At 44.7% G+C, this 19735-nt stretch carries 18 protein-coding genes; 7 read left to right on the forward strand and 11 right to left on the reverse strand.

Annotated elements, in window-relative coordinates; translation table 11 throughout:
* Positions 1 to 51 precede the first annotated feature (51 nt).
* Positions 52 to 1761 carry a septation ring formation regulator EzrA gene (ezrA, locus tag C5Z26_RS04355; RefSeq protein WP_105448770.1) on the reverse strand — a complete coding sequence of 570 codons (1710 nt, stop codon included), beginning with the start codon at positions 1759 to 1761 and terminating at the stop codon, positions 52 to 54.
* A 172-nt stretch (positions 1762 to 1933) separates the two neighbouring features.
* On the opposite strand from ezrA, the gene C5Z26_RS04360 reads away from it, so the two are divergent.
* Positions 1934 to 2395: a GAF domain-containing protein gene (locus C5Z26_RS04360; protein WP_105448771.1), complete on the forward strand. Its 462-nt coding sequence runs from the start codon at positions 1934 to 1936 to the stop codon at positions 2393 to 2395.
* Positions 2396 to 2594: 199 nt separating this feature from the next.
* A complete protein-coding gene (rpsD, locus tag C5Z26_RS04365; RefSeq protein WP_105448772.1) occupies positions 2595 to 3203 on the forward strand; it encodes a 30S ribosomal protein S4 in 609 nt (202 codons plus the stop codon).
* 48 nt (positions 3204 to 3251) lie between these two features.
* On the opposite strand, the gene C5Z26_RS04370 is transcribed toward rpsD, so the two are convergent.
* Complete coding sequence (locus C5Z26_RS04370; protein ID WP_105448773.1) at positions 3252 to 3866, reverse strand: DUF1054 family protein; 615 nt, start codon at positions 3864 to 3866, stop codon at positions 3252 to 3254.
* A 79-nt stretch (positions 3867 to 3945) separates the two neighbouring features.
* On the opposite strand from C5Z26_RS04370, the gene C5Z26_RS04375 reads away from it, so the two are divergent.
* Positions 3946 to 4407: a YueI family protein gene (locus C5Z26_RS04375; RefSeq protein ID WP_105448774.1), complete on the forward strand. Its 462-nt coding sequence runs from the start codon at positions 3946 to 3948 to the stop codon at positions 4405 to 4407.
* A gap of 67 nt (positions 4408 to 4474) precedes the next feature.
* Here C5Z26_RS04375 and gshAB read toward each other — a convergent pair whose 3' ends face one another.
* Positions 4475 to 6724 (reverse strand): bifunctional glutamate--cysteine ligase GshA/glutathione synthetase GshB, encoded by a 2250-nt coding sequence (gshAB, locus tag C5Z26_RS04380; RefSeq protein ID WP_105448775.1) that lies wholly within the window; start codon positions 6722 to 6724, stop codon positions 4475 to 4477.
* A 134-nt stretch (positions 6725 to 6858) separates the two neighbouring features.
* Here gshAB and C5Z26_RS04385 point away from each other — a divergent pair, with 134 nt between their 5' ends.
* From C5Z26_RS04385 to C5Z26_RS04395, 3 genes are all read left to right on the forward strand, one after another.
* Positions 6859 to 8139, forward strand: coding sequence for a replication-associated recombination protein A (locus C5Z26_RS04385; RefSeq protein WP_105448776.1), 1281 nt, complete (start codon positions 6859 to 6861; stop codon positions 8137 to 8139).
* Between the two features lie 335 nt (positions 8140 to 8474).
* A complete protein-coding gene (locus C5Z26_RS04390) occupies positions 8475 to 8756 on the forward strand; it encodes a hypothetical protein (RefSeq protein ID WP_105448777.1) in 282 nt (93 codons plus the stop codon).
* Between the two features lie 69 nt (positions 8757 to 8825).
* Positions 8826 to 9308 carry a universal stress protein gene (locus tag C5Z26_RS04395; protein WP_105448778.1) on the forward strand — a complete coding sequence of 161 codons (483 nt, stop codon included), beginning with the start codon at positions 8826 to 8828 and terminating at the stop codon, positions 9306 to 9308.
* A gap of 131 nt (positions 9309 to 9439) precedes the next feature.
* Here C5Z26_RS04395 and C5Z26_RS04400 read toward each other — a convergent pair whose 3' ends face one another.
* From C5Z26_RS04400 to C5Z26_RS12605, 5 genes are read right to left on the reverse strand one after another with little or no spacing between them, the layout of a single operon-like run.
* Positions 9440 to 10327 carry a hypothetical protein gene (locus C5Z26_RS04400; protein WP_105448779.1) on the reverse strand — a complete coding sequence of 296 codons (888 nt, stop codon included), beginning with the start codon at positions 10325 to 10327 and terminating at the stop codon, positions 9440 to 9442.
* Between the two features lie 36 nt (positions 10328 to 10363).
* Complete coding sequence (locus tag C5Z26_RS04405; protein ID WP_105448780.1) at positions 10364 to 11041, reverse strand: zinc ribbon domain-containing protein; 678 nt, start codon at positions 11039 to 11041, stop codon at positions 10364 to 10366.
* Entirely contained in the window at positions 11042 to 12298 is a 1257-nt protein-coding gene (locus tag C5Z26_RS04410; RefSeq protein WP_158682800.1) for a serine hydrolase, read from the reverse strand.
* Positions 12299 to 12320: 22 nt separating this feature from the next.
* Entirely contained in the window at positions 12321 to 13415 is a 1095-nt protein-coding gene (locus C5Z26_RS04415) for a PrsW family intramembrane metalloprotease (RefSeq protein ID WP_234005728.1), read from the reverse strand.
* A gap of 11 nt (positions 13416 to 13426) precedes the next feature.
* On the reverse strand, positions 13427 to 13966 hold the full coding sequence (locus C5Z26_RS12605; RefSeq protein ID WP_105448782.1) for a DUF805 domain-containing protein: 540 nt from the start codon (positions 13964 to 13966) through the stop codon (positions 13427 to 13429).
* A gap of 287 nt (positions 13967 to 14253) precedes the next feature.
* On the opposite strand from C5Z26_RS12605, the gene C5Z26_RS04425 reads away from it, so the two are divergent.
* Positions 14254 to 14925 (forward strand): helix-turn-helix domain-containing protein, encoded by a 672-nt coding sequence (locus tag C5Z26_RS04425; RefSeq protein ID WP_234005729.1) that lies wholly within the window; start codon positions 14254 to 14256, stop codon positions 14923 to 14925.
* A gap of 79 nt (positions 14926 to 15004) precedes the next feature.
* Here C5Z26_RS04425 and C5Z26_RS04430 read toward each other — a convergent pair whose 3' ends face one another.
* The 3 genes from C5Z26_RS04430 to C5Z26_RS04440 all read right to left on the reverse strand — a co-directional run bounded on the left by C5Z26_RS04430 (position 15005) and on the right by C5Z26_RS04440 (position 19647).
* Positions 15005 to 15901: a helix-turn-helix transcriptional regulator gene (locus C5Z26_RS04430; protein WP_105448783.1), complete on the reverse strand. Its 897-nt coding sequence runs from the start codon at positions 15899 to 15901 to the stop codon at positions 15005 to 15007.
* 462 nt (positions 15902 to 16363) lie between these two features.
* A complete protein-coding gene (locus tag C5Z26_RS04435) occupies positions 16364 to 17923 on the reverse strand; it encodes a glycerophosphodiester phosphodiesterase family protein (RefSeq protein ID WP_105448784.1) in 1560 nt (519 codons plus the stop codon).
* 140 nt (positions 17924 to 18063) lie between these two features.
* On the reverse strand, positions 18064 to 19647 hold the full coding sequence (locus C5Z26_RS04440; protein WP_105448785.1) for a cation:proton antiporter: 1584 nt from the start codon (positions 19645 to 19647) through the stop codon (positions 18064 to 18066).
* Positions 19648 to 19735: the final 88 nt, after the last annotated feature.

The following is a 19735-nucleotide window of genomic DNA, read 5'->3' on the forward strand; positions in this document are numbered from 1 at the left end:
CAATGACACCACTACTTTCTCAATAAAAAACCACCGTCACCGGTGGTTTTACTACTCAACATCATCTTTTTTTTGCGCATAATAACTGTCTTCAATTCGTTTATAAGCACCTGGATCGACCTTGTCAATCGCCGTCGCAATCACTTCTAGGCTATGGGCATAGTCATGGCCCTCATTAAACAATTGCTGAGCCGACACACTAGCTGCTTGAACCTCTTCATGATTCGTTTTATAACGGTTTGCATACTGTAATAGTTGTTCGGCTAAAATCGCTGAATCCATTAAATCAGTCGTTTTTTCTTTTAAGGTTGCCAAGTCGGCTTGAATCACAATCAATTGTTTCGTAATGTCATCCATATTAATCACTAACTTATTAATATCGTGATCTAAGCGTTCGATTTCTTTGCTGACAACAAAAAAGTAATCCAAATAGTCTTGCGGTAGCCCAGGCAAGTTTAGATTTTCCACTTGCCGTTTAACGGCATGGATTTCGAAATCAAAGCGTTGCAACGTTGATTGGGCTTTGGATTCCTCAGCCGCTAAGCCAGCAACCCCTTTATCAATCGCCACTTGTTCTTCCTCAATCCCTTTTAACTGCGCTGCTTGATCTGTGTAATGCGCCGCAATTTGGCTATAGACCGCTTGCTTACTCGTAATGGCCGTAACATCGGCCTGATAAACGGACTCAATATTTTTCAACTGTTCATTAAGTTCCCGCGTCCGTTCAACTTCATGGTCATTCAATGTGTAACTTTGTGCTAACCGATCCAATTCAATCTGTAACCGATGATTTTGGTTTATCGCATGGGTTAAAAATTGACTGATTTCAGCTTGCTTTTCATCAACGACCGCTTTGGCATCAATCTCTACCTGTAGCACATCATAGATATGGTCAATCCGCTTTTCAATGGCATGATTACCAGCTTCAGCCTCGGCAACCTTTAGCTCGCCAAGTAACGCCGTGTTCGCATCAATAGCTTGCTTTAAGGACTGAATTTCAGGTTCGATTGTAGCCACTTCAAAATGAAAATGTTGGTCCACTAATTGCTGGTATCCCATCGCTAATTCTTTGATTTGATCGGGGAACCCAGTGACCAAATCCTTATAGATTGGTGGAATCCGGTCAATATCTGCTTCTAAGGCACTCGTATCATGCCGCAACTGATCCAATACTTGTTCAGCTGCGTCATGATCACCGGCTTTGGCTAACTGTGAAAAACGATCAAAATCACTTTCAAGATTAGCGAGGCGATCTTCCAATTGGTCGATACTTGGCCCAAACGAAAAGTTTTGTGATAGCAATGTTTTCCGTAAATTCTGATATTTCTTTTCTAATTGTGCGACCGCTTGCCGATGGGCTTGGTCAGCGTCATCTAACGCTTTGAGTCCTTGTCGCGTCTCATCAATACTGGTCTCGACAATGGTTAAGGCCTGACTGGCTTTTTTTAGATTCTGTCGTGCCTCGACAAATTTGATTTTGCGCGTCAATTCTTTGGTTTGCGTCAACTGTTCACTGATTGCAGGTAACCGATCATTTTGAACCACTTGATCGTCATTTTGCAGCGTTGCCAACTTTTCTAACGACCCACCGGTTAACCCTAGTCTTTCGATTTTTTCAAAATCAGTTGCTTGCGCAGCGGCGACTAACGCTTGCTGCTGCGACGTTAGCTGCTGAATTTGTTTATCTATGTACAGTTGAAAGCCTTTGATCGCAGCGTAAATCACAATCGCGACAACCACAATACCGATTGCTACTTGCATATAAATGCCCCTTACTTAATTTAAATTACTGTATAATAGTTTAGTTGGTGGTTCACCCTGTCGAACCGCAACCTTGCATTTTGCTATCAATCCAATTAAAATCTAACACAAATTATAGCATAGTCGCAATTATCAAACAGTATGAATTTACTAACTTCTAGGAGGATTTTTTATGTCAACGACCGAAACTTCACTTATGAACCAACAATTAGATGCGCTACTCTACGAAGAAACCAACTTAATCGCGAATTTAGCGAACGCTAGTGCCCTCATTAAGACGACTGATACTAATCTTAATTGGGCCGGCTTTTACTTATATAATAGTAAAACCGACCAGCTTGACTTGGGACCATTCCAGGGTAAAGTCGCTTGTATGCATATTAAAAGTGGCGCTGGGGTGGTCGGCACGGCCTTTGATGAACAGTCGAGTCGCCGGGTCGCCGATGTTCATCAATTTCCTGGTCACATTGCTTGTGATAGTGCCAGTAATTCAGAATTAGTCGTGCCCATCACAAAAGACGGCCGTAAAATCGGCGTTTTAGACTTAGATTCACCTGATCTTGATCACTTCAGTGCTGCCGCTGAAGCTGAAATGGTCGAATTTGTCACTATTTTAACGCAACACATTGACTAATCAGACCTTAGCATGCTATGCTACTTATTGTGTAAAATAATGCAGCAGTAAGTGGTAAGCTCGTCAACAGATTGGTGCCAGTAATGGTCGGTTAGTAACCTGCGGCTGCAATGGCGAAAACTGCAGTCTAATCTGAACGAATATCGAACTTACATCGGATTATTTTACTCCAACTAAAATTTATTGGAGGATACAACATATGTCTCGTTATACAGGTCCAAGTTGGAAGATCTCCCGTCGTTTGGGAATGTCTCTTTCAGGTACTGGTAAAGAATTAGCTCGTCGTCCTTATGCTCCTGGTGATCATGGTCAAGGTCGTCACCCAAAGCTTTCTGAATACGGTACGCAATTACGTGAAAAGCAAAAGTTACGGATGATGTACGGTTTAACTGAACGTCAATTCTCTAACTTATTCCTTAAAGCTGGTAAGATTCGCGAAGGTAAGCATGGGGTTAACTTCATGATCTTACTCGAACGTCGTTTAGACAACATGGTTTATCGTTTAGGTTTGGCTACTACTCGTCGCCAAGCTCGTCAATTGGTAAACCATGGTCACATCACTGTTGATGGCAAACGTGTTGACATTCCTTCATACGAAGTTAAAGTCGGCCAAGTTATCTCAGTTCGTGACAAGTCTAAGAAGTTAATCGTGATTACGGGTGCTGTTGAAGCCGTCGTTTCACGTCCTAACTTTGTTTCATTCGATGCTGATAAGCTCGAAGGTTCATTGACTCGTTTACCAGAACGTGAAGAACTTGAAGCAGATATCGACGAATCACTTATCGTTGAATACTACAACAAACTTTAATTTCCGGTCGTTAAAAACACGTCGCATTCGCGGCGTGTTTTTTTGTGTCTAGGATTCTAAAGCCTGCCTGATGGCCACATAAATGGGACTTAACGTCACCAGTGTCTGCTTTAGATACGCTAACTGGTCAGCGTTATTTTGCAATAATAGTGACGTTAGGCTTAAGCTACGCCCAATTAATAATTCGCTATGCCGATACTGGTCAAACGTCGTAATCGCCTTAGTGATATTGGTCGGTGTGGCTGGTTCAGTCTGAGCAACCGTATGATTATTACTAATCACATAATCAGCGGGTAACGGTGCCAACCAAGTCTGTAAGTCAGCTGACGTCACTTGTGCTTGCAGTGCCGCCTTCCCTTCATCCAACAAATCTAAATAAATGAAGAGCCGATCCGGCCATAGCCCCAGTTCGAAATGCGGTAACGCTTTATACCGCCGGCGCTCATCACTAAAGGCGACCCAAGTATCAACCGGTGGATTTTTATAGCGGCGCAAATGTTGCGCGACGTGGGCATAAAACGGTCGCCCCGTTTGCGCCGTCAAGATTGGCATCAATTGAACGGCTAGGGCGTCAAACTTTGGATCAATGACTGTTTTAATTAAGTGCATTCGCCCCGCTAAAGTTGGCTCATCAAAAATCTTGAAATCACTTGCTGTAAACATGGTTATCCCCCTCTATCCATCGCTTTTGCCTACAGAACATGCTACAATACTATGATAATCGGAGAAAGGATGTTTGACAATGGCTGACACAGATAAGCAACCCGTTGATCGACTACAAACCGCGATGCATGGGACCCCTGAACTGCATCCAGATCAACAACATAAATATTTAGGCACGTTTCGCGAGCGGGTTGAACTTGCCGTCACCGTCTACCAAATCAAGCGCCATCACTACGTTGATCAATTGAATCAAGCGTTTCAGGCGCACCCAGATTATCGCCTCTTAATTAATGGCAATCTTGACCAAGATATTCTGGGACCTTATCTAAGGGCAGTTGCCCAGACGGACGTGCAATTCACCATCAAAACGGACGCTGTTTACCGGACTGAGGATACTAACTATGCCCTCGTCTTTGCCGCGCCGACCGCGATTAATCAACCCAACATTGATATTGACCAGTGTTACCAACCGGTCAATGACACCCCTAACAAGCCTACTAAATCAACTGGTTTGTTCGGACACTTTAAAAAGTTACTCTAAAAAAAACAAGCTTGGGTTGCACCCAGGCTTGTTTTTTTATGGCATTAATTTGATTTTACCCCACCATTTATGCAGGAAACAATTGATCTAATAATTGGGTAGCGACCGGTTGTGCTGTCCCAAACATCGGGAAACAATGCGGATAAAGTAGCGGTGCCGCATGAATCCCCAAGTAAACAGCCATTTCTGGATGTTCCGGCGTTAATGCGGCATAGAGATTAGGAATCATAACATCAATTCCCGCCACCTGCAGCTTCAAAGCCGCCGCTAACGCTTCTACCGCCTCAATATACGAATGATGCATATCTGCCGTAACATCTAAGCCATCGGCACCATTACCAAAGGTCGCATCTTCACGTAACAAGATTTGGGTGCCCCGACCAACGACTTGATCTAAATCCAACTGATAAGATGCTAACCGATATCGTTCGACGGTCCCCAGCTTAAGCGTTGATTGGGGCGCTTTAAATGCCGGTCCCCGTAAGGCCCGGGCATTTTTTCGATCCAATAACGTTTGTACCGTTGCACGACCATCGCCAACAATATTGGCTGGAATCCGTTCAAGAATTGCCGTGACACGGCCGCCAATCACCATGAACCGATAGCTTGACCCCACGATTAGTTCTTCGGCCATCACACTTTTAGTTTGTTCGAATAGTTGCTGGACCACTTGTTCAAATAATTGCCGTTCGGGCATGATGCGAAAGGCAACCACGGCATGGGCTTGATCGGTCGCTTTCAAGACAATGCCGCCGCCACGCACATAGCGATCATAATCTTTAATCAACTGATTAGCCGTGTGATAAGTTTGCGAGGCCGGCACCGCAACGCCCTGCTCCGCCATAATTTGCTTAGCCGCAACTTTATGCGTTAAAACAGTCGTTAACGCTTGCGGATTCAAGTCGGTCCCACTCCCATTAACCACTAATTGCGCCCGTTCACCTTGGGTCAATCGTAAAATATCTGCCGTAGCTGATACCACATCCACTTTAATGCCCCGCGCCAATGCGGGCTCGATTAATAGTTGACTCGATAAACTCAAATCCGTAAAACCAGGTAACTCAAATGGCGTCGTTTGCGTCGCAGTCTGATAAGTTTTGGCGCGTTCAAGTGCCCAAGCTAAAGCATCAGGCGCCATCGCAATTTGGGCACTCAATGTCTGCTTGGGGTCCGCAATGCGCGATTTTAACGCCGTTAACAGCGCGACATCACTGGCTGGTAACCCCTGCGCCGTAGCAAAATCCCGTAATGCATCCAAAACTTGCCGCGCCGGTTCAGCTTGAGCACTCGCCGTCGTCGGATTTTCAGACGTTACTTGCGTCATTAGTTGTGCTGCCTGCGTGTTAACCTGACCAACCATCGCAGTCGGTAAAGCCGGCATCATCACAAAGTAATTGGCTAACAAGCGCATGAACGCCAACACTTGGGGATTAACCCCAGTTGCTTGGGTTGGGTCTAAATCCAGTCCTCTAAATTCTAAGTAGTACACCCCTTGCTGACCAAGCTCGGTTAACTGACCGTTGCTTCGTAGCCGAACCGGACCCGCAAAGTCACGCGCCGTCGCCAATGTGCCCTGCCGAACTGCTGCTTGAATCTTCGTCACATACCGGTCAATTGAGCTATAATCACCAGCAACCTGGTTGTGCCGATTGACCGGTGCCTGGACACTCGTTCGTTGCCGTTTCGACTGCGTGTCTGTCACCATTAAGGTCGGCGTGGCACCGAACAGATACTGAATCAGCCAGTCCATACGGACGAAACCTTGAGCGACCTTCAAATAAATGGCATTCCGAAATTCAACATAACTGGCATACTGTTGATGGAATTTTTCAGTATATAAACGCATAAATAATTGTTCATTAAAACTTAAATTAACGTGAACCCCGGTCGTCATCAACTTCGTTATATCCCCGGTCTGTGCCTGTTTTTGACGGCGTTTGAAACCGGCCGCATCGGCATCGGCCAACGGAATCTGGGACTGATCTGCCGGTAGAATCGGCGTACTAGATAATGGCCATAAATACTCATCTGCTGCCAACGCCCGGCGCGCCGTTGTATTCAACCCCGTCAAGTAAGCCATTAATGGTTTAATGGCCGCAAACGCTGGCGTAGTTAACTTTAACTGGGTCTGGGCAAACCCATTGTGCAATTGCTGATTTTTCCGCTGATTGCCAAATGCCTTCGGATAAGGCTGGGGGCTTAATTCACCTTGCCCATTGACCCGGTGCATCGTAACTTCTAACCCTAAGTTCATCTGGTGTACCAGGGGAACTAATTGATAGTGCTCAATCGCTTGCCCAACTGCATCTAATTTCATTTTATCAATCCTTATCTATTTTATAATTTTATTGCTGGTAACTGGCCCTAACGTTAAACCGAATCTTTCAGGGTATCTCCCCTTAAATGTTATAATAATTGGGACTAGTTTTGCAAGAACAAGGAGGAGAACGGATGCAACAACCATTAGCTTATCGGATGCGACCCCAAACTATTGAAGAAGTCGTTGGTCAACGCCAACTGGTTGGTCCCGGTAAGATTATCGCCCGCATGGTCACGGCCAAACGCCTCTCATCAATGATTCTATACGGTCCGCCCGGTACTGGCAAGACCAGTATTGCGAGTGCCATCGCTGGCTCAACCAAATATGCGTTCCGCATGCTGAACGCCGCAACCGATAGCAAGAAACAATTACAAATTGTTGCCGAAGAAGCTAAGATGAGTGGGACCGTCATTTTATTACTGGATGAAATCCATCGGCTTGATAAAACCAAACAAGATTTTTTATTGCCACATTTAGAAAGTGGCCGCATTATTTTAATTGGGGCTACGACGGAAAATCCTTACATTAGCATCAATCCGGCGATTCGCAGTCGGACTCAGATTTTCCAAGTCACGCCATTAGCACCAACTGACATTGAAATTGCCGTTAAGCGAGCGTTACAAGATGACAAGCGTGGGCTGGGTCAATATCACGTCGACCTCGACCCGGCCGCCTTACATCATCTGTGTACTGCCACAGACGGCGATCTACGGAGTGCCTTAAACGGCTTAGAACTGGCTGTCTTATCGTCGCCCCCCACCGAACAGGACCATCGCGAAATCACGCAACCAATTATTGAAGAGTGTTTACAAAAAAAGGCGCTCTCCGCCGATAAGGATGGCGATGCCCACTATGATGTCATCTCCGCCTTCCAAAAGTCAATTCGCGGTTCCGATGCTAATGCAGCCTTACATTACATGGCACGGCTCGTTGAAGCTGGTGATTTAAAGAGTTTAACGCGCCGCTTGTTGGTCATCGCTTATGAAGATATCGGCTTAGCCAACCCGCCCGCATGCCAACGGGCCGTCGCTGCGGTTCAAGCTGCCGATCAATTGGGCTTTCCCGAAGCCCGAATTCCATTGGCTAACGCCGTCATTGAATTGGCCTTATCACCTAAATCCAATTCAGCGATGCTAGCCATTGATGGTGCCTTAGAAAAAGTTCGCGCTGGCCATTTTGGTGATATTCCGGCCGACTTAAAAGACGCGCACTATGCCGGCGCCGCCAAGTTAGGTCATGGGGTTGGTTACGATTATCCGCATGACCATCCTGGTGATTGGGTCGCACAACAATACTTGCCAGATGCCATTAAACACGCTGATTATTATCAACCCAAAGCCAATGGCCGCTTCGAACCAGCCTTAGGTGATCAATATCGCAAATTACTCAAAGCCAATCAGCGTAACCGCTAACAAGATTATGCCTAGGGCCATCGTTGCAACTTTAAAGCGAATATGCTAGACTAATAGTCGAAATTACTAAGGTGTGCGCATTGCTCTAAAAAAAGTGTTGCCGAACAATTAATACTACTTTGGGACTAACTTTAGCTAGTTATCATAACATGCCTTATCATTTGGTAGTTAGAGGGCTAGACAGCCGGTCCCACCTGCCTTGAAGCGGGTCAATACTGAAGAGCGATTAACGGCACCACTAGTTTTTCCGGAAGCTTGCTTCCGTGGGTCAGGACTTGTTCCTGACCCTTTTTGTTTACACCAGCTTACTAAATTTAACTTTCGGAGGTTTCGTTTTGATTACCTTATTACTCAGTGTCTATACGCTAATTGCGGCCTTACTAGGAAGCTACTTAGTTCGGCATCAAGCCCAACCGTTTCTAACCTTTGATCCTACTAAATCTCCAGCCGTTCGCCACATTGCACGTTACGGGGGCAGCCTGATGTTATTGGTCGCTCTCGGCAGTGTGCTGACGATTTTTTATCAAAGCATCGTCTTAATCGCCTTAGTCTTAGCCAGCGGTTGCTTGATTATGATGGCAATTGCCCTCCTTCTCATGACTTTTATGCAAATCTAAGAGAAAACGCTTTTTATTTTTTACGAAAACCTTTACAATATAAGTATCAAGTATTGAGGGGTGAGAATGATGTTACAACAATACCAACACATCTTAGTTCCCGTTGATGGTTCTTATGAAGCGGAATTAGCATTCAAAAAGGCCGTCGCTGTTGCGAAACGAAATGGACCAAGTGCTTCAGTTCATATGGTGCATGTCGTGGATACTCGGGCTTTCCAAAACATTTCTAGTTTTGACACAACCATGGTTGAACAAGTTACCGACACCGCACAAAAGACTTTAGACAAGTATGTTGCCGAAGCCAAAGCGGATGGCCTTAACAATGTCGACTATTCCATTGAATATGGCGCACCCAAGACGATTATTGCGCGCGATGTGCCTAAAGATTTAGGCGTTGACCTCATTATGATCGGTGCAACTGGTTTGAATGCCGTTGAACGATTATTAATTGGTTCAGTTACCGAATATGTCACTCGGATGGCAGTTTGCGATGTCTTAGTCGTTCGGACTGATTTAGAGAACAAACCTGCACCAAAACCAAAGAAAAAGTAATCTCACTGACTTAAAGTGACCTGTTCCAAACCTAATTGACTGGTAACCTGGTGACAAGCTGTCATCCGTTTATCAGTCAATTTTTTTATGCTAAAAGGCACTTAAACGCAATGTTTAAGTGCCTTTTGAGACTATTGTGGATCACCTGGTGCTTTGACAGTGCCATCCGCCCTAACAATCCAACAAAGTCCTTCTGGCGTGACAAAAGTCCAGCCACCCGTTGAACCTTGGTCGATTTTCAACTCATCCATTGAATAGCCACCAAAATCGCCACCATCAGGAAATGCCGCAGTTAACGCCGCCTTCGCTTGGTCTTCAGTTAAGCCAGTTGAACTGGACGCACTACTACTGCTACTATCTGCAGTCCCGCGCGTACCGGTACTGGTTTCGGAACTGGACGCTTCATCGGTGGTCGTCGATGAGTCGTCATCGGAATCAGTCGACGAGTCAGTCGCTGTTTCTTCATCACTGTAACCACTCACCGATTTATTAGCCGCAATCAATTTTTTGTTTTTTAGATTACTCGACTTGGCAACCCCATTCTTAAAATCAGCATAAGCTAATTTATTCGTCTTATTCAAGTATTCAATAATCCCATCGCCCAAAGTACTTTGCTCAGGAATTGTCGTGAAGAGCTGATCAACACTTTCAGTTTGACCAGCTTTAACTTTTAGGACGCCACGCTTTTTCGATAATTTTTTGTCATCATTTAAGATAAAGACAAACTTAGTCCGGTTAAATTTAATTGTCTTTTTCGACCTATTAGTGACTTTCATCGAAACCACATAAACTGGATCGGCATAATTATCCTTGGTCTCATCTTGATCAAGTTTAAATTTAAAGTTGACCTTGGCTTTATCGGCCTTTGTCAAATTTTGATAATACACCGTTTCAGTCTTCGCTGCCGTTTTTGTGGCAGTTTTTTTCGTCATCAGCGCACCACTACGCTTAAAACTACACCCGACCAACAACAAGACACTCCCAATGACCATCACCACTAATTCAAATTTACGTCTCATCACAGTTTATCCTCCACAATTGATCGTCTCCCGGCACTAATCATTAAAATCATAAACAACCGTCCCATTTTCAACAATATACAAATACCGATCCTCATTCTCAGGATTGACTAACTGAACTTTGACATCATGATCCTTCGTCGGCATTTTGTCAGCCATTTCCTCAGAGATTTTTTTGAATTTTTCCAGATAAGTTGAAATAATGCCATTACCGTCATTGTAAGTAATCACATCCTCAACGGCCTGATAAAGCTTGGAATCATAATCTGGAATCACTCGAATTGTGTTCGTGCGTTTTGAGTAATAAACTTCATTGCTTGACCCGAGGTGCTCGGTAACTACCGTTTGACTAATATCAGCAATCGCCTGTTCCGACAAATGGTTCCGCTGATAAGTATCATAGCCATACTTCCCCAAACCAACTACGATAACCAAGACAATCACGCCAATAATAATTGATAAACTACTGTGACTAGCTGGCGCTGTGGGTGCAGACTGACTGGTTGATTGATTGACCGGTGGGACATCAGCAACTGGCACTGATTGCTGCGGCTGCGTTGCCGACGTTACCGGTTCAGTTTCACCGGTCGCACTTGCCGGCATATCAGCCTGAGAACTTGGTTTTTCAGGCAGTGGCGGTTGCTTCGTCCCGCAAAACGGGCAAAATTCAGAATCAGCTTCAATTTTTTGACCACACTTAATACAAAATTTCATTTAGTTATCCTCCAAAATAGCCTGATACAGCTTGGTTCCCAGACTGTTCATTGCTGTGACTTGTGCGGCTTCATCACCGCCCTGTGATAAGACCACGACGACAAACGCCCCGTGTTTATTCTTAATAATGGCCGCATCGTTTTGAACCCCATAATCCCCATACTCACCGGTTTTATTATAAATAATTGCCGCACTTGGTAAATCATGTGGTAATTTAGCATGGTTCGCATTTTGGCGCATGATTGTTAGCATGGCCTGATCGGCAGTCGGTGAAATCAGCTTACCCGCATACATCTTAGTTAAAACCGTCGCAACATCAGTCACCGATGTATAGTTATCCTTACCATCAGCTAATGCATCCGTATCCATCATTTTGCGTTCTAGCTGAGTCTTGCTTAAATCTAATCGTTCAATTTCAGCATTAACCGTACTGATACCACCAACTTTATCAATCATGATGTTGGCTGCTGTATTGTCACTTTCATCCATCATCCGTTTTAAGATTTCCCGATAACTTAACTTACTACCAGTTGGCAGCCCTTGGAGTGTCCCCGTCCCGCCAACTTTGTCGTTAGCCGTCAACGTATAGGTCTCATCCAAGTTTAGCTGGTCAGAATCAGCTTGCTCATAAGCTGTAATCAAAATGAACAGTTTAATTAAGCTTGCGGCCCGTTGTGACTGATCGTTTTGGACCACTTTGGCCGAGCTAGCCGTTGCGGCTACAGCTACTGACGTCGTTCCCTTTAGCCCCGATAAGCTCGTATTAATCGCCTGTCTAATAGTTGCTTTGGGAAATGACGATTTAGTGGCCACCGATGACGACTGCTTTTTAGTCGACTGGCTTGCTTGCGACGTCTCCTTTTTAGTAGCCGCTGGCGTCTTTTTTTTAGCCACCGTTGTTACCTGCGATTGCTTGCGCTGCGTGATGACCACATAGGCTGCGCCACCACCGATTGCGACCACAACAATGATCACGATGATCAACCACCAATAATGGTGTTGATGGGGTGGCCTTTTGGGCGTTGCTGGTTGCGGTACGGTGCCCGTTGGCCTAGCCTGGCTGGTCGCTGACGTTGGACCTGCACTGGCTGCCTCTGAGTCACTGTGTTGCGCTTGACTAGTGGTGACATCCACACGACTTGATCCAGTTGCCGCCGGTTGTGATTTAGGTGGCACGACTTGGCTAAGTGGTCGACCGCAATTACGACAAAAGCGGGCTGCCGCTTGATTTTTTGTGCCACAATATTTACAAAACATTGCACTCATTTCCTCCAAATTTTCAATCTGCCTGCCCCTGTTGCAACGTCTTAATTTCCCGTAAACCAGCATCAATTAGTACTAATATAATGACCCACGCAATAATAATCAAAATGGTGTATTTTTCCATATTAAAAGATAGCGGTGCATCCCAAGTGGCGTGCAAAGCAATCGATAATAAGAAAAATCGAATAAAACGGCCATTCTGAAAAACACTGGTTGAAAGTGGCGCTGATCCTTTGGCTAGTGCTAAGGCCGCACCGACAATGGCACACCATAAGGTATGCGTCCCCAGGGCCGTAACGCCCCGCAGTAGCAATACAGATACCCCTAGTTCACCAGCGTAACCAGCCGTTTCAAACGTCGCAAACCCAGCACCAATGGCCGCCCCAATCAACATGCCATTTAAAATAAACTTGGTATTGATCCGATTAATATAATAAGCAATCATGATTAACTTACCAGTTTCTTCAATCACGGCGACAACCGCCGCCGTCACAATTGACATTTGACCAATTTCAACAAATTGATATAATCCCAACGTGGCTAATAGTGAAGCCACGCCACCCACCATAAAAATTTTGGTGACTTTAAAAATACTAATATTTTTAAACGTATTAATTTCAAAAAACATAATTAATAGTGAAAACGGCACCGCTAATGAACTAATCGAAATCAAGCCAACATACATCTTTTGCCCATTTAAAACATAGAGACTGCCGACCAGTAAGCTAATCGTCAAAATGAACAACGCCAACACGCGCGAAAATAGCCACGGTTTCACCGGCGAATCACTCACCTGCGCTAAAGTTGGTGTCGTTTGACTAGTCCCGACAATGAAAAGCGCTTCGGCTTCCGTTTCAGAATGTGACTTAAAAACTTCACTGAACATGGTGCCTAAATGAATCGGCACCTTCTTCTGTTCACCAGTCCAACTGTTTAACTTTTCCGTCGCCGAATCAAACAAATTTTGAGTTGGACGGGCGGCTTGTGATTGCTGCTGATTTGGGGCCGCAGTCACGTGCATGTCACTAACATTAAAGCCACAATTAGTGCAGAACTTGGTCCCAGCAGCCAATGCTTGACCACATTTGGGACAAAAACTAACATTATTCATACTAAAATCCTCTATTCAAACCGATTGGCTTGGGTATCCCCACGGCGACATAATAAAACAAGCAAATAAATCCAGCCCACAACTGGTAGTAGTAGCCACCAATAATTGGCAAATGAGCGATTAACATCATGTAAACGGCGACTAACAGCCGTCAATGATGGCAAACAAAAGACCGCCGAGAAAATAGTCAGTAATAACCGACCTAATTGCGCATCAAACAACAGATAAATTGCCATCAAAACCAAATAGCATAATTCATAGGCTAGGATTGACCACCAGTAATTTGCGCGACTCATTCGACCACGGAACTGCGCATATTTACTAAAATATTCCTTAAAGGCCCCCACCAATCCCAAATTCGATTGATAATCAGTATTGGGCATTGCTTGATCACGCGGCACTTGCGGTTGCGCTGGATTCATGGTGGGCGTCACTGGTGGCGTTACTGTAGTACTTTCATCAGTGCTAAGCTGACTTAAATCTAACCCACAGTTCGGACAAAACCGGGTCTCACGATCAATCTTCGAACCACATCTAGGACAAAAACTCATTATAATTCCTCCAAAGTGTATTACTTTTGTAAACACTGCTACCTAATTAGTCAGTCTTATAAGTGTCACAGCTGCTGCTATCATTGACGCTTACGCCTTTAACAAACGCATTGATTGCAGTCATTCCCCATTTTAACTAACAAATTAATAAACGTATTCACATATTCCTATACAAAATTATAATTATATCGTTTTACTTTAGCAAGCACTTTTAGCAATATCATTCGCCTATCAGTATAGAATCCCCGCTTCCATTGCTATACTAATGTGATACAAGGGGTGATTTTTTGGTCGACAAAACCTTTGGTGATCGTTTAAAAGAACTTAGAATGCAAAAAGGCTATTCCGTACGCAGAGTTGCTCTTTATGGCGGTATTTCTTCTTCCTATTATTCACAAGTTGAAAATAACAAACGTAAAATTCCAAAACCAGAAACTTTAAGAAAAATTGCAACGGGACTACGTATTTCTACTAATACAATCTTTGAGCTAGCGGGACTCCTACCTGAGAATTCAAATCCAGAGCTTAACTTGTCACCGACTCAAAAAGCACACAAAATTTCACTAATTGGCGCTAATGATCAAATTATCTTGCCCACCAATCAGCGCGTCTACACACAGCTGCCGCCATTAGGGGCCAGTCAACAAACACATTATTATTGGTTACGAATTACCGAAGATAATATGCATAGTGAAGGAATTTTGCCTGGTGATTTAGCAATCATCAGTACCAATCCAAAACTTAGTTTGTTTTCTGAAATTCATCGTAGCCGGCTAGTGGCTGTCAACTTAAAGCATCAATATAACACTGTTATTCGCCGCATCCTTTGGATTACAGATGATCACTATTTCATTATCAATCCACATGAAAGTGAAGAACCACTCGTGGTCACTGGCAGTGAATTTAAAACGATCTTTACGGGGGTCGTGATTAACGTTCACCGCGCGATCAACAGCTGAAACCTGACTTTAAATGCACGCATCAAAAAAACGCTAAGCTTTCCTAAAATGGGAAAACTTAGCGTTTTACTTGATTTACTTAGGCTTCTTTAGCCACTTGCAATGGTGCAATATGATAATTGGCCATTTCTTCGGTAATTTTTTGGGTCAAAGTCGCATTATGCGTCACTAAGCTTAAGGCATAGGCCACGTAATAATGGTCATGGGCCGCTTGAATATCGTTTAAGACGACTTCATTGGCTGCCTTTTGTGCATACAAACGATCTAGCAAGTACAATGATTGACTGTCCTGCGCTTTCTTCAACGCCAAATCAATGAGCTCTAAGGCCGCTTCTGGAAAATTGATTTTAGCATATAACTGCGCAGCGGACGCATAGATTAAGATTTCATTTTGTAAATAATCATCATCACCAATCGGCAACGCTTCGGCGTCCATGTTATCCAAAGTCGCCACCGCTTGCTTCACAAAGATTTCGGCTTTATCGTAGGATTGCTTGCGTTCGTAAGCCAAGCCGGTGCCTAAAGTCGCTAGAATCGCAAACATATCATGACTCGATTTGACGAATTGATTTAATAACATCCCAAAGTTAAAAATAGCTTCATCCGCATTGTCACCTAACATCAATTGTAAGTAACCTTCATAATAATAATATTGTTTTTTATCAGTAATACTGCGCAACTGTTTCGGTCGGATCTTTGTAAAGGTCGTATTTGCTGCCTCCAAATTATCCTGCCGAATTAATAAATTAATCTTTTTAAAAGTCCGATATAATTGATCATCATTTTCAATGATCACTTCTGACAACCGAATGCCCAAGCGATTACAAATTTTCATCATAATTTTCATGCTGGGAATCTTACTTTTCTTCTCAATTAAACTAATCGTAGCCTGGGTACAAATACCCTCCGCCAATTCCTTTTGCGACATGCCTTTTCGCTTCCGAAATTGCCGAACTTTCTCTCCCAATATTCTCATCTTAAACCCCTCTTTATGTCTGTTGCCTTTCAACCTAACACTAATTTGATCACCATTTAGTCCGACCCCACTCGCAACCTAAATGTCGTTAACTGCCTCATCAATCCCCAATAGACCAATTCAATAATTGGACTGCCCGCTTTTGATAAATTGGACAATACCAATTACGCATATTATTATATTCAGATAATACATAATACGCAAGAAATAAGAGTAATTCTTATTTAATATTAAGTTATATCATGTTTTATACCCGTATTCACTCATTAATCACCAGCAGTTCCAATTAGTTCACTAAATTTATCTACGTAAAGTTTGGTGACTCACCAGACCATCGAAAGCGATTTAAAGCGGATAAGGCCAGTCTTTATTTTCGTCAAGTAACCTCACACCACATAACCATTACGCGCCCATCACGGCTCCTCATGCCGTCGTTATCTTTCTCATGCAACCCACAATTAACTATAACCAACTTATTAACCAATTAATGAGCTGATAGCCATAATAATGTTGTGGCAGCTTTTGTAAGTGCCGTAGCCGGCCGGGCCGATTGGTAATTAAGCCCGTCGCCCCACTAACGGCCAAGCGCCGCAAGGCCAGCCGCCGGTCCACCGTCCATAAATAAACGGCTTTATGTTCCCGGTTAGCAGCCGTCAGTTGCTCGCGCGTGACCGTCAATGCTTGTAAGGAATAGAAATCTGCTTGATTAGGCGCCAAATTAGTTAAATAAAATGGCATGATATATCCCACCCGTAATTGTGGCGTATGCTGTTTCAACCGCATCACGACTTGATAATCTAACGAATGAACTGCATCGTGACGCTGTCTGAGCGTTGCCGCATAGTGGTTAGCAAATGGCGTCACTAGCGGGGCAACGTTGCCAACTGCCTTGATTTCAACGAGTAACGGTTGTTTTAACTGTTTCGACGTCGCCAAATAGTGATCGAAGGTACTTAATTCACCACGGTGTCCATGCTCGCACAATGGTAACCCGGCGAGTTGATCTAACCGATAATCAGCAACTGGCCCCGGTCGCCGCGCTAAATTAGTCAAAGTAGCGTCATGCATCACGACCCAATGACGATCAGCGGTCGGTTGAATGTCCATCTCGACCAATGTCGGCCGAGCCGCCTTAACCGTCCGTTTTAAAGCGCCAGTCGTATTCTGAACGCCATCCGGTCCATTAACCCCCCGATGTGCAATTACCGCTGGTGCCGTCTTAGGTGGCGTTTGAAGCCACCAAGTTGCATAGCCTAAATTAAGGGCCGCCAACCCCAACATTAAATAGCGCCCCAGTCGCCGCTGACGCTGTGGTAACACCGGCGCAACTAACCGCGCCCAACTGCCTGCCAACACTAACCAAACAGCGCTCTGTAAAGTTGCCAAACTGACAATTGCCATCAGCCGTCCGGCAGTCACATTGAACTGTTCAACGCTAAAAGTTAAAGCCACTAGGAAGCCACTAGCCAAGCTACCCCAAACGACCCACGGCACTAAGACCCGTAGCACGCGTTTGACAACTGACCACCAACTCGTCTGCCACCCCATTGCCCACCAGGCCCGCCAGGTCGTTGGCTGGCGTAACTGTTGGCGCCAACTCGGTAACCATTTAAAAGCGACTAACCACAAGCTTAGCCAGACGCCCCCAACCCACGACCCCCAATCGTAACGCGTCATAAACAGGCTATTTTGTAAGGGGACCGACAACCGAATACTGGCTTGTAGCGTGGCTAAATAACCGCCCCAACCAAAAGGCAGCCAAATTAAGCCTAATAAAAGTTGTAACGCCCAAACCAATCGACGTTGCCGCCAAGACCAAGTCTGCGCCGTTGATTTTTCAGCTAACCACGGCAACCAGCAACTCAGTCCTAATAAGCCCAATAAACTAATCACCCCGCCAAACTGAATACCTAAAACTTTGACACCCAGCGCAACCGCCAAGCCACCGCTCCACCAAAGTGTCAGCGGACCTTGTAACTGTTGCACGCCCCGTTTGATTACTTGCCAGCCCCGTAGTCGCATGTCCCCATCTCCTCGTCGTTTTCAACTAAAGCTCTCTCAGACTATCTTATGTGAATTTACCGCTAATTAAAAGACCCACATCTCGATTTTTAGCAATTAAAAAAGTCCCCCAAAATAACTTTGAGGGACCCTAATTAACACTAGACCATCCGACTGTACGGATCAACGACTAGCGCTTCGGACATCAATACTTCCGTATAAATATCATGAATGAGCTCAACTGCCACTACATGTTGACGCGCCTGCGTCGTTAGAAAGGCACGTTCACTGGCAAAAGCTTGCATCATCGCCCAGCGCTGGTCGCGGCTTTGAATAAGGCTGACCGCTTCAGTCCGACTTGTGATTTTTCGCCAGCGTCGCACAAACGCGCCCAGCGGATTATTCTTAGTTTGGTCCTGCAAATCATAAATAACCGTTTTTTTCAGCTCAGGGGTTAACTTTAGCGCCTCAACCCGGGCAATCCCAACTGCCGTCATTTCGCGTCGTAACTGCGCAAGAATTATGGGTTTATTTAGCACATCACCATCTCGTGGCAGTAGCCATTTGAAGGCAATCGTGGGCACCAACATGCTCACGATAATCACCACCGTTTCAACCAGAATGATCTGTTGAAATTGTGTGGCTGATACGATGCTCGCAATCGGAAAAGTCATCGCTAGTGTAACCGCGCCATGGACACCGCCTAAAGCGAATAGCCAGCTGGCCTGCCATTGGTGCTTGGCGATAACCAGATAGGCATAGCCTAACCGACAAATCACTAGTAAGCCATAAATTGCTAGTCCCAGCCATAACCACCGTAATGAAACAAACATCTGCTGATATTGCGCCCGAAAAATCCGTTCCAGACTAATCCCTAAAATGACAAAGACGCCGCCATTTAAAACCTCCGAACTAAAATTCATTAATTCTGTGCCAAAATACATTTGACGTGGCACAGCAAACCGACTACTGTTGGCCTCACCATTATGGACTAACCCAGCGACCACCACTGCAATAATCCCCGAAACCATTAGTTTCTCAGCAATTAAGTAAATAATGATTGGCGTTAACAAATAAATAAGGGTTTGTGATGAAACCACATTTGCTTCCGTGCGGGCAAAAGCTTGCCGAAATAACATAACCCCCAAAGCAAGTATGCCACCTACAATAACCCCACCAATCGCTGACACGAGCAACCGTCCCACATTGCCAGCTAAAGCAAGTTGACTTGTTTTAAGCCATAACACGCCGGCCTCCAGCAGAATTAGCCCAGTCGCATCATTAAAGAGTGACTCCATCTTCAACTGATCACCCAAGCGTTCACTGAACTTTCGCCCAGAAACAACTGATTCAAAAGCGGTCGCATCCGTTGGCGTACTGATTGCCACCATTATCAGCGCCACAGGGAGGCCAATTGCAAAGCCCTTACTCAACCCTAAAGTTGCCACGATTGCTGACACAATTGCCAAAATGAACGCCGTACCTAGGATACTAGGAATCCCTTTGCCGACCTTAACCATTGGCGTGACCTGGCCTTCAAAGAACAACAATGGTGCCAATATCAGCAACATAAAAACGTCATTTTCAAAACTCAATACCACCTGATTCAAACTAGGAATCATGCCAATCACAATCCCCGCCAATAAGGTTAAATACGTTTTCGAAATTCTAGGTAACCATTGGGCGACAAGATTGGCTAACGCCACCGCAATGACTAACACAAACAATGAACTCATCAGTGCCATTTATCTTTCCTCCTGTCAAAAGCCTTATTGTGGCCGATTACCCCACTTTAAGACCAGTAAAAACGAGCTTAGGCCATCTCGCCCAAGC

This window comes from Lactobacillus sp. CBA3606 (genome assembly GCF_002970935.1).
In the GTDB taxonomy this organism is placed as follows: Bacteria; Bacillota; Bacilli; order Lactobacillales; family Lactobacillaceae; genus Lactiplantibacillus.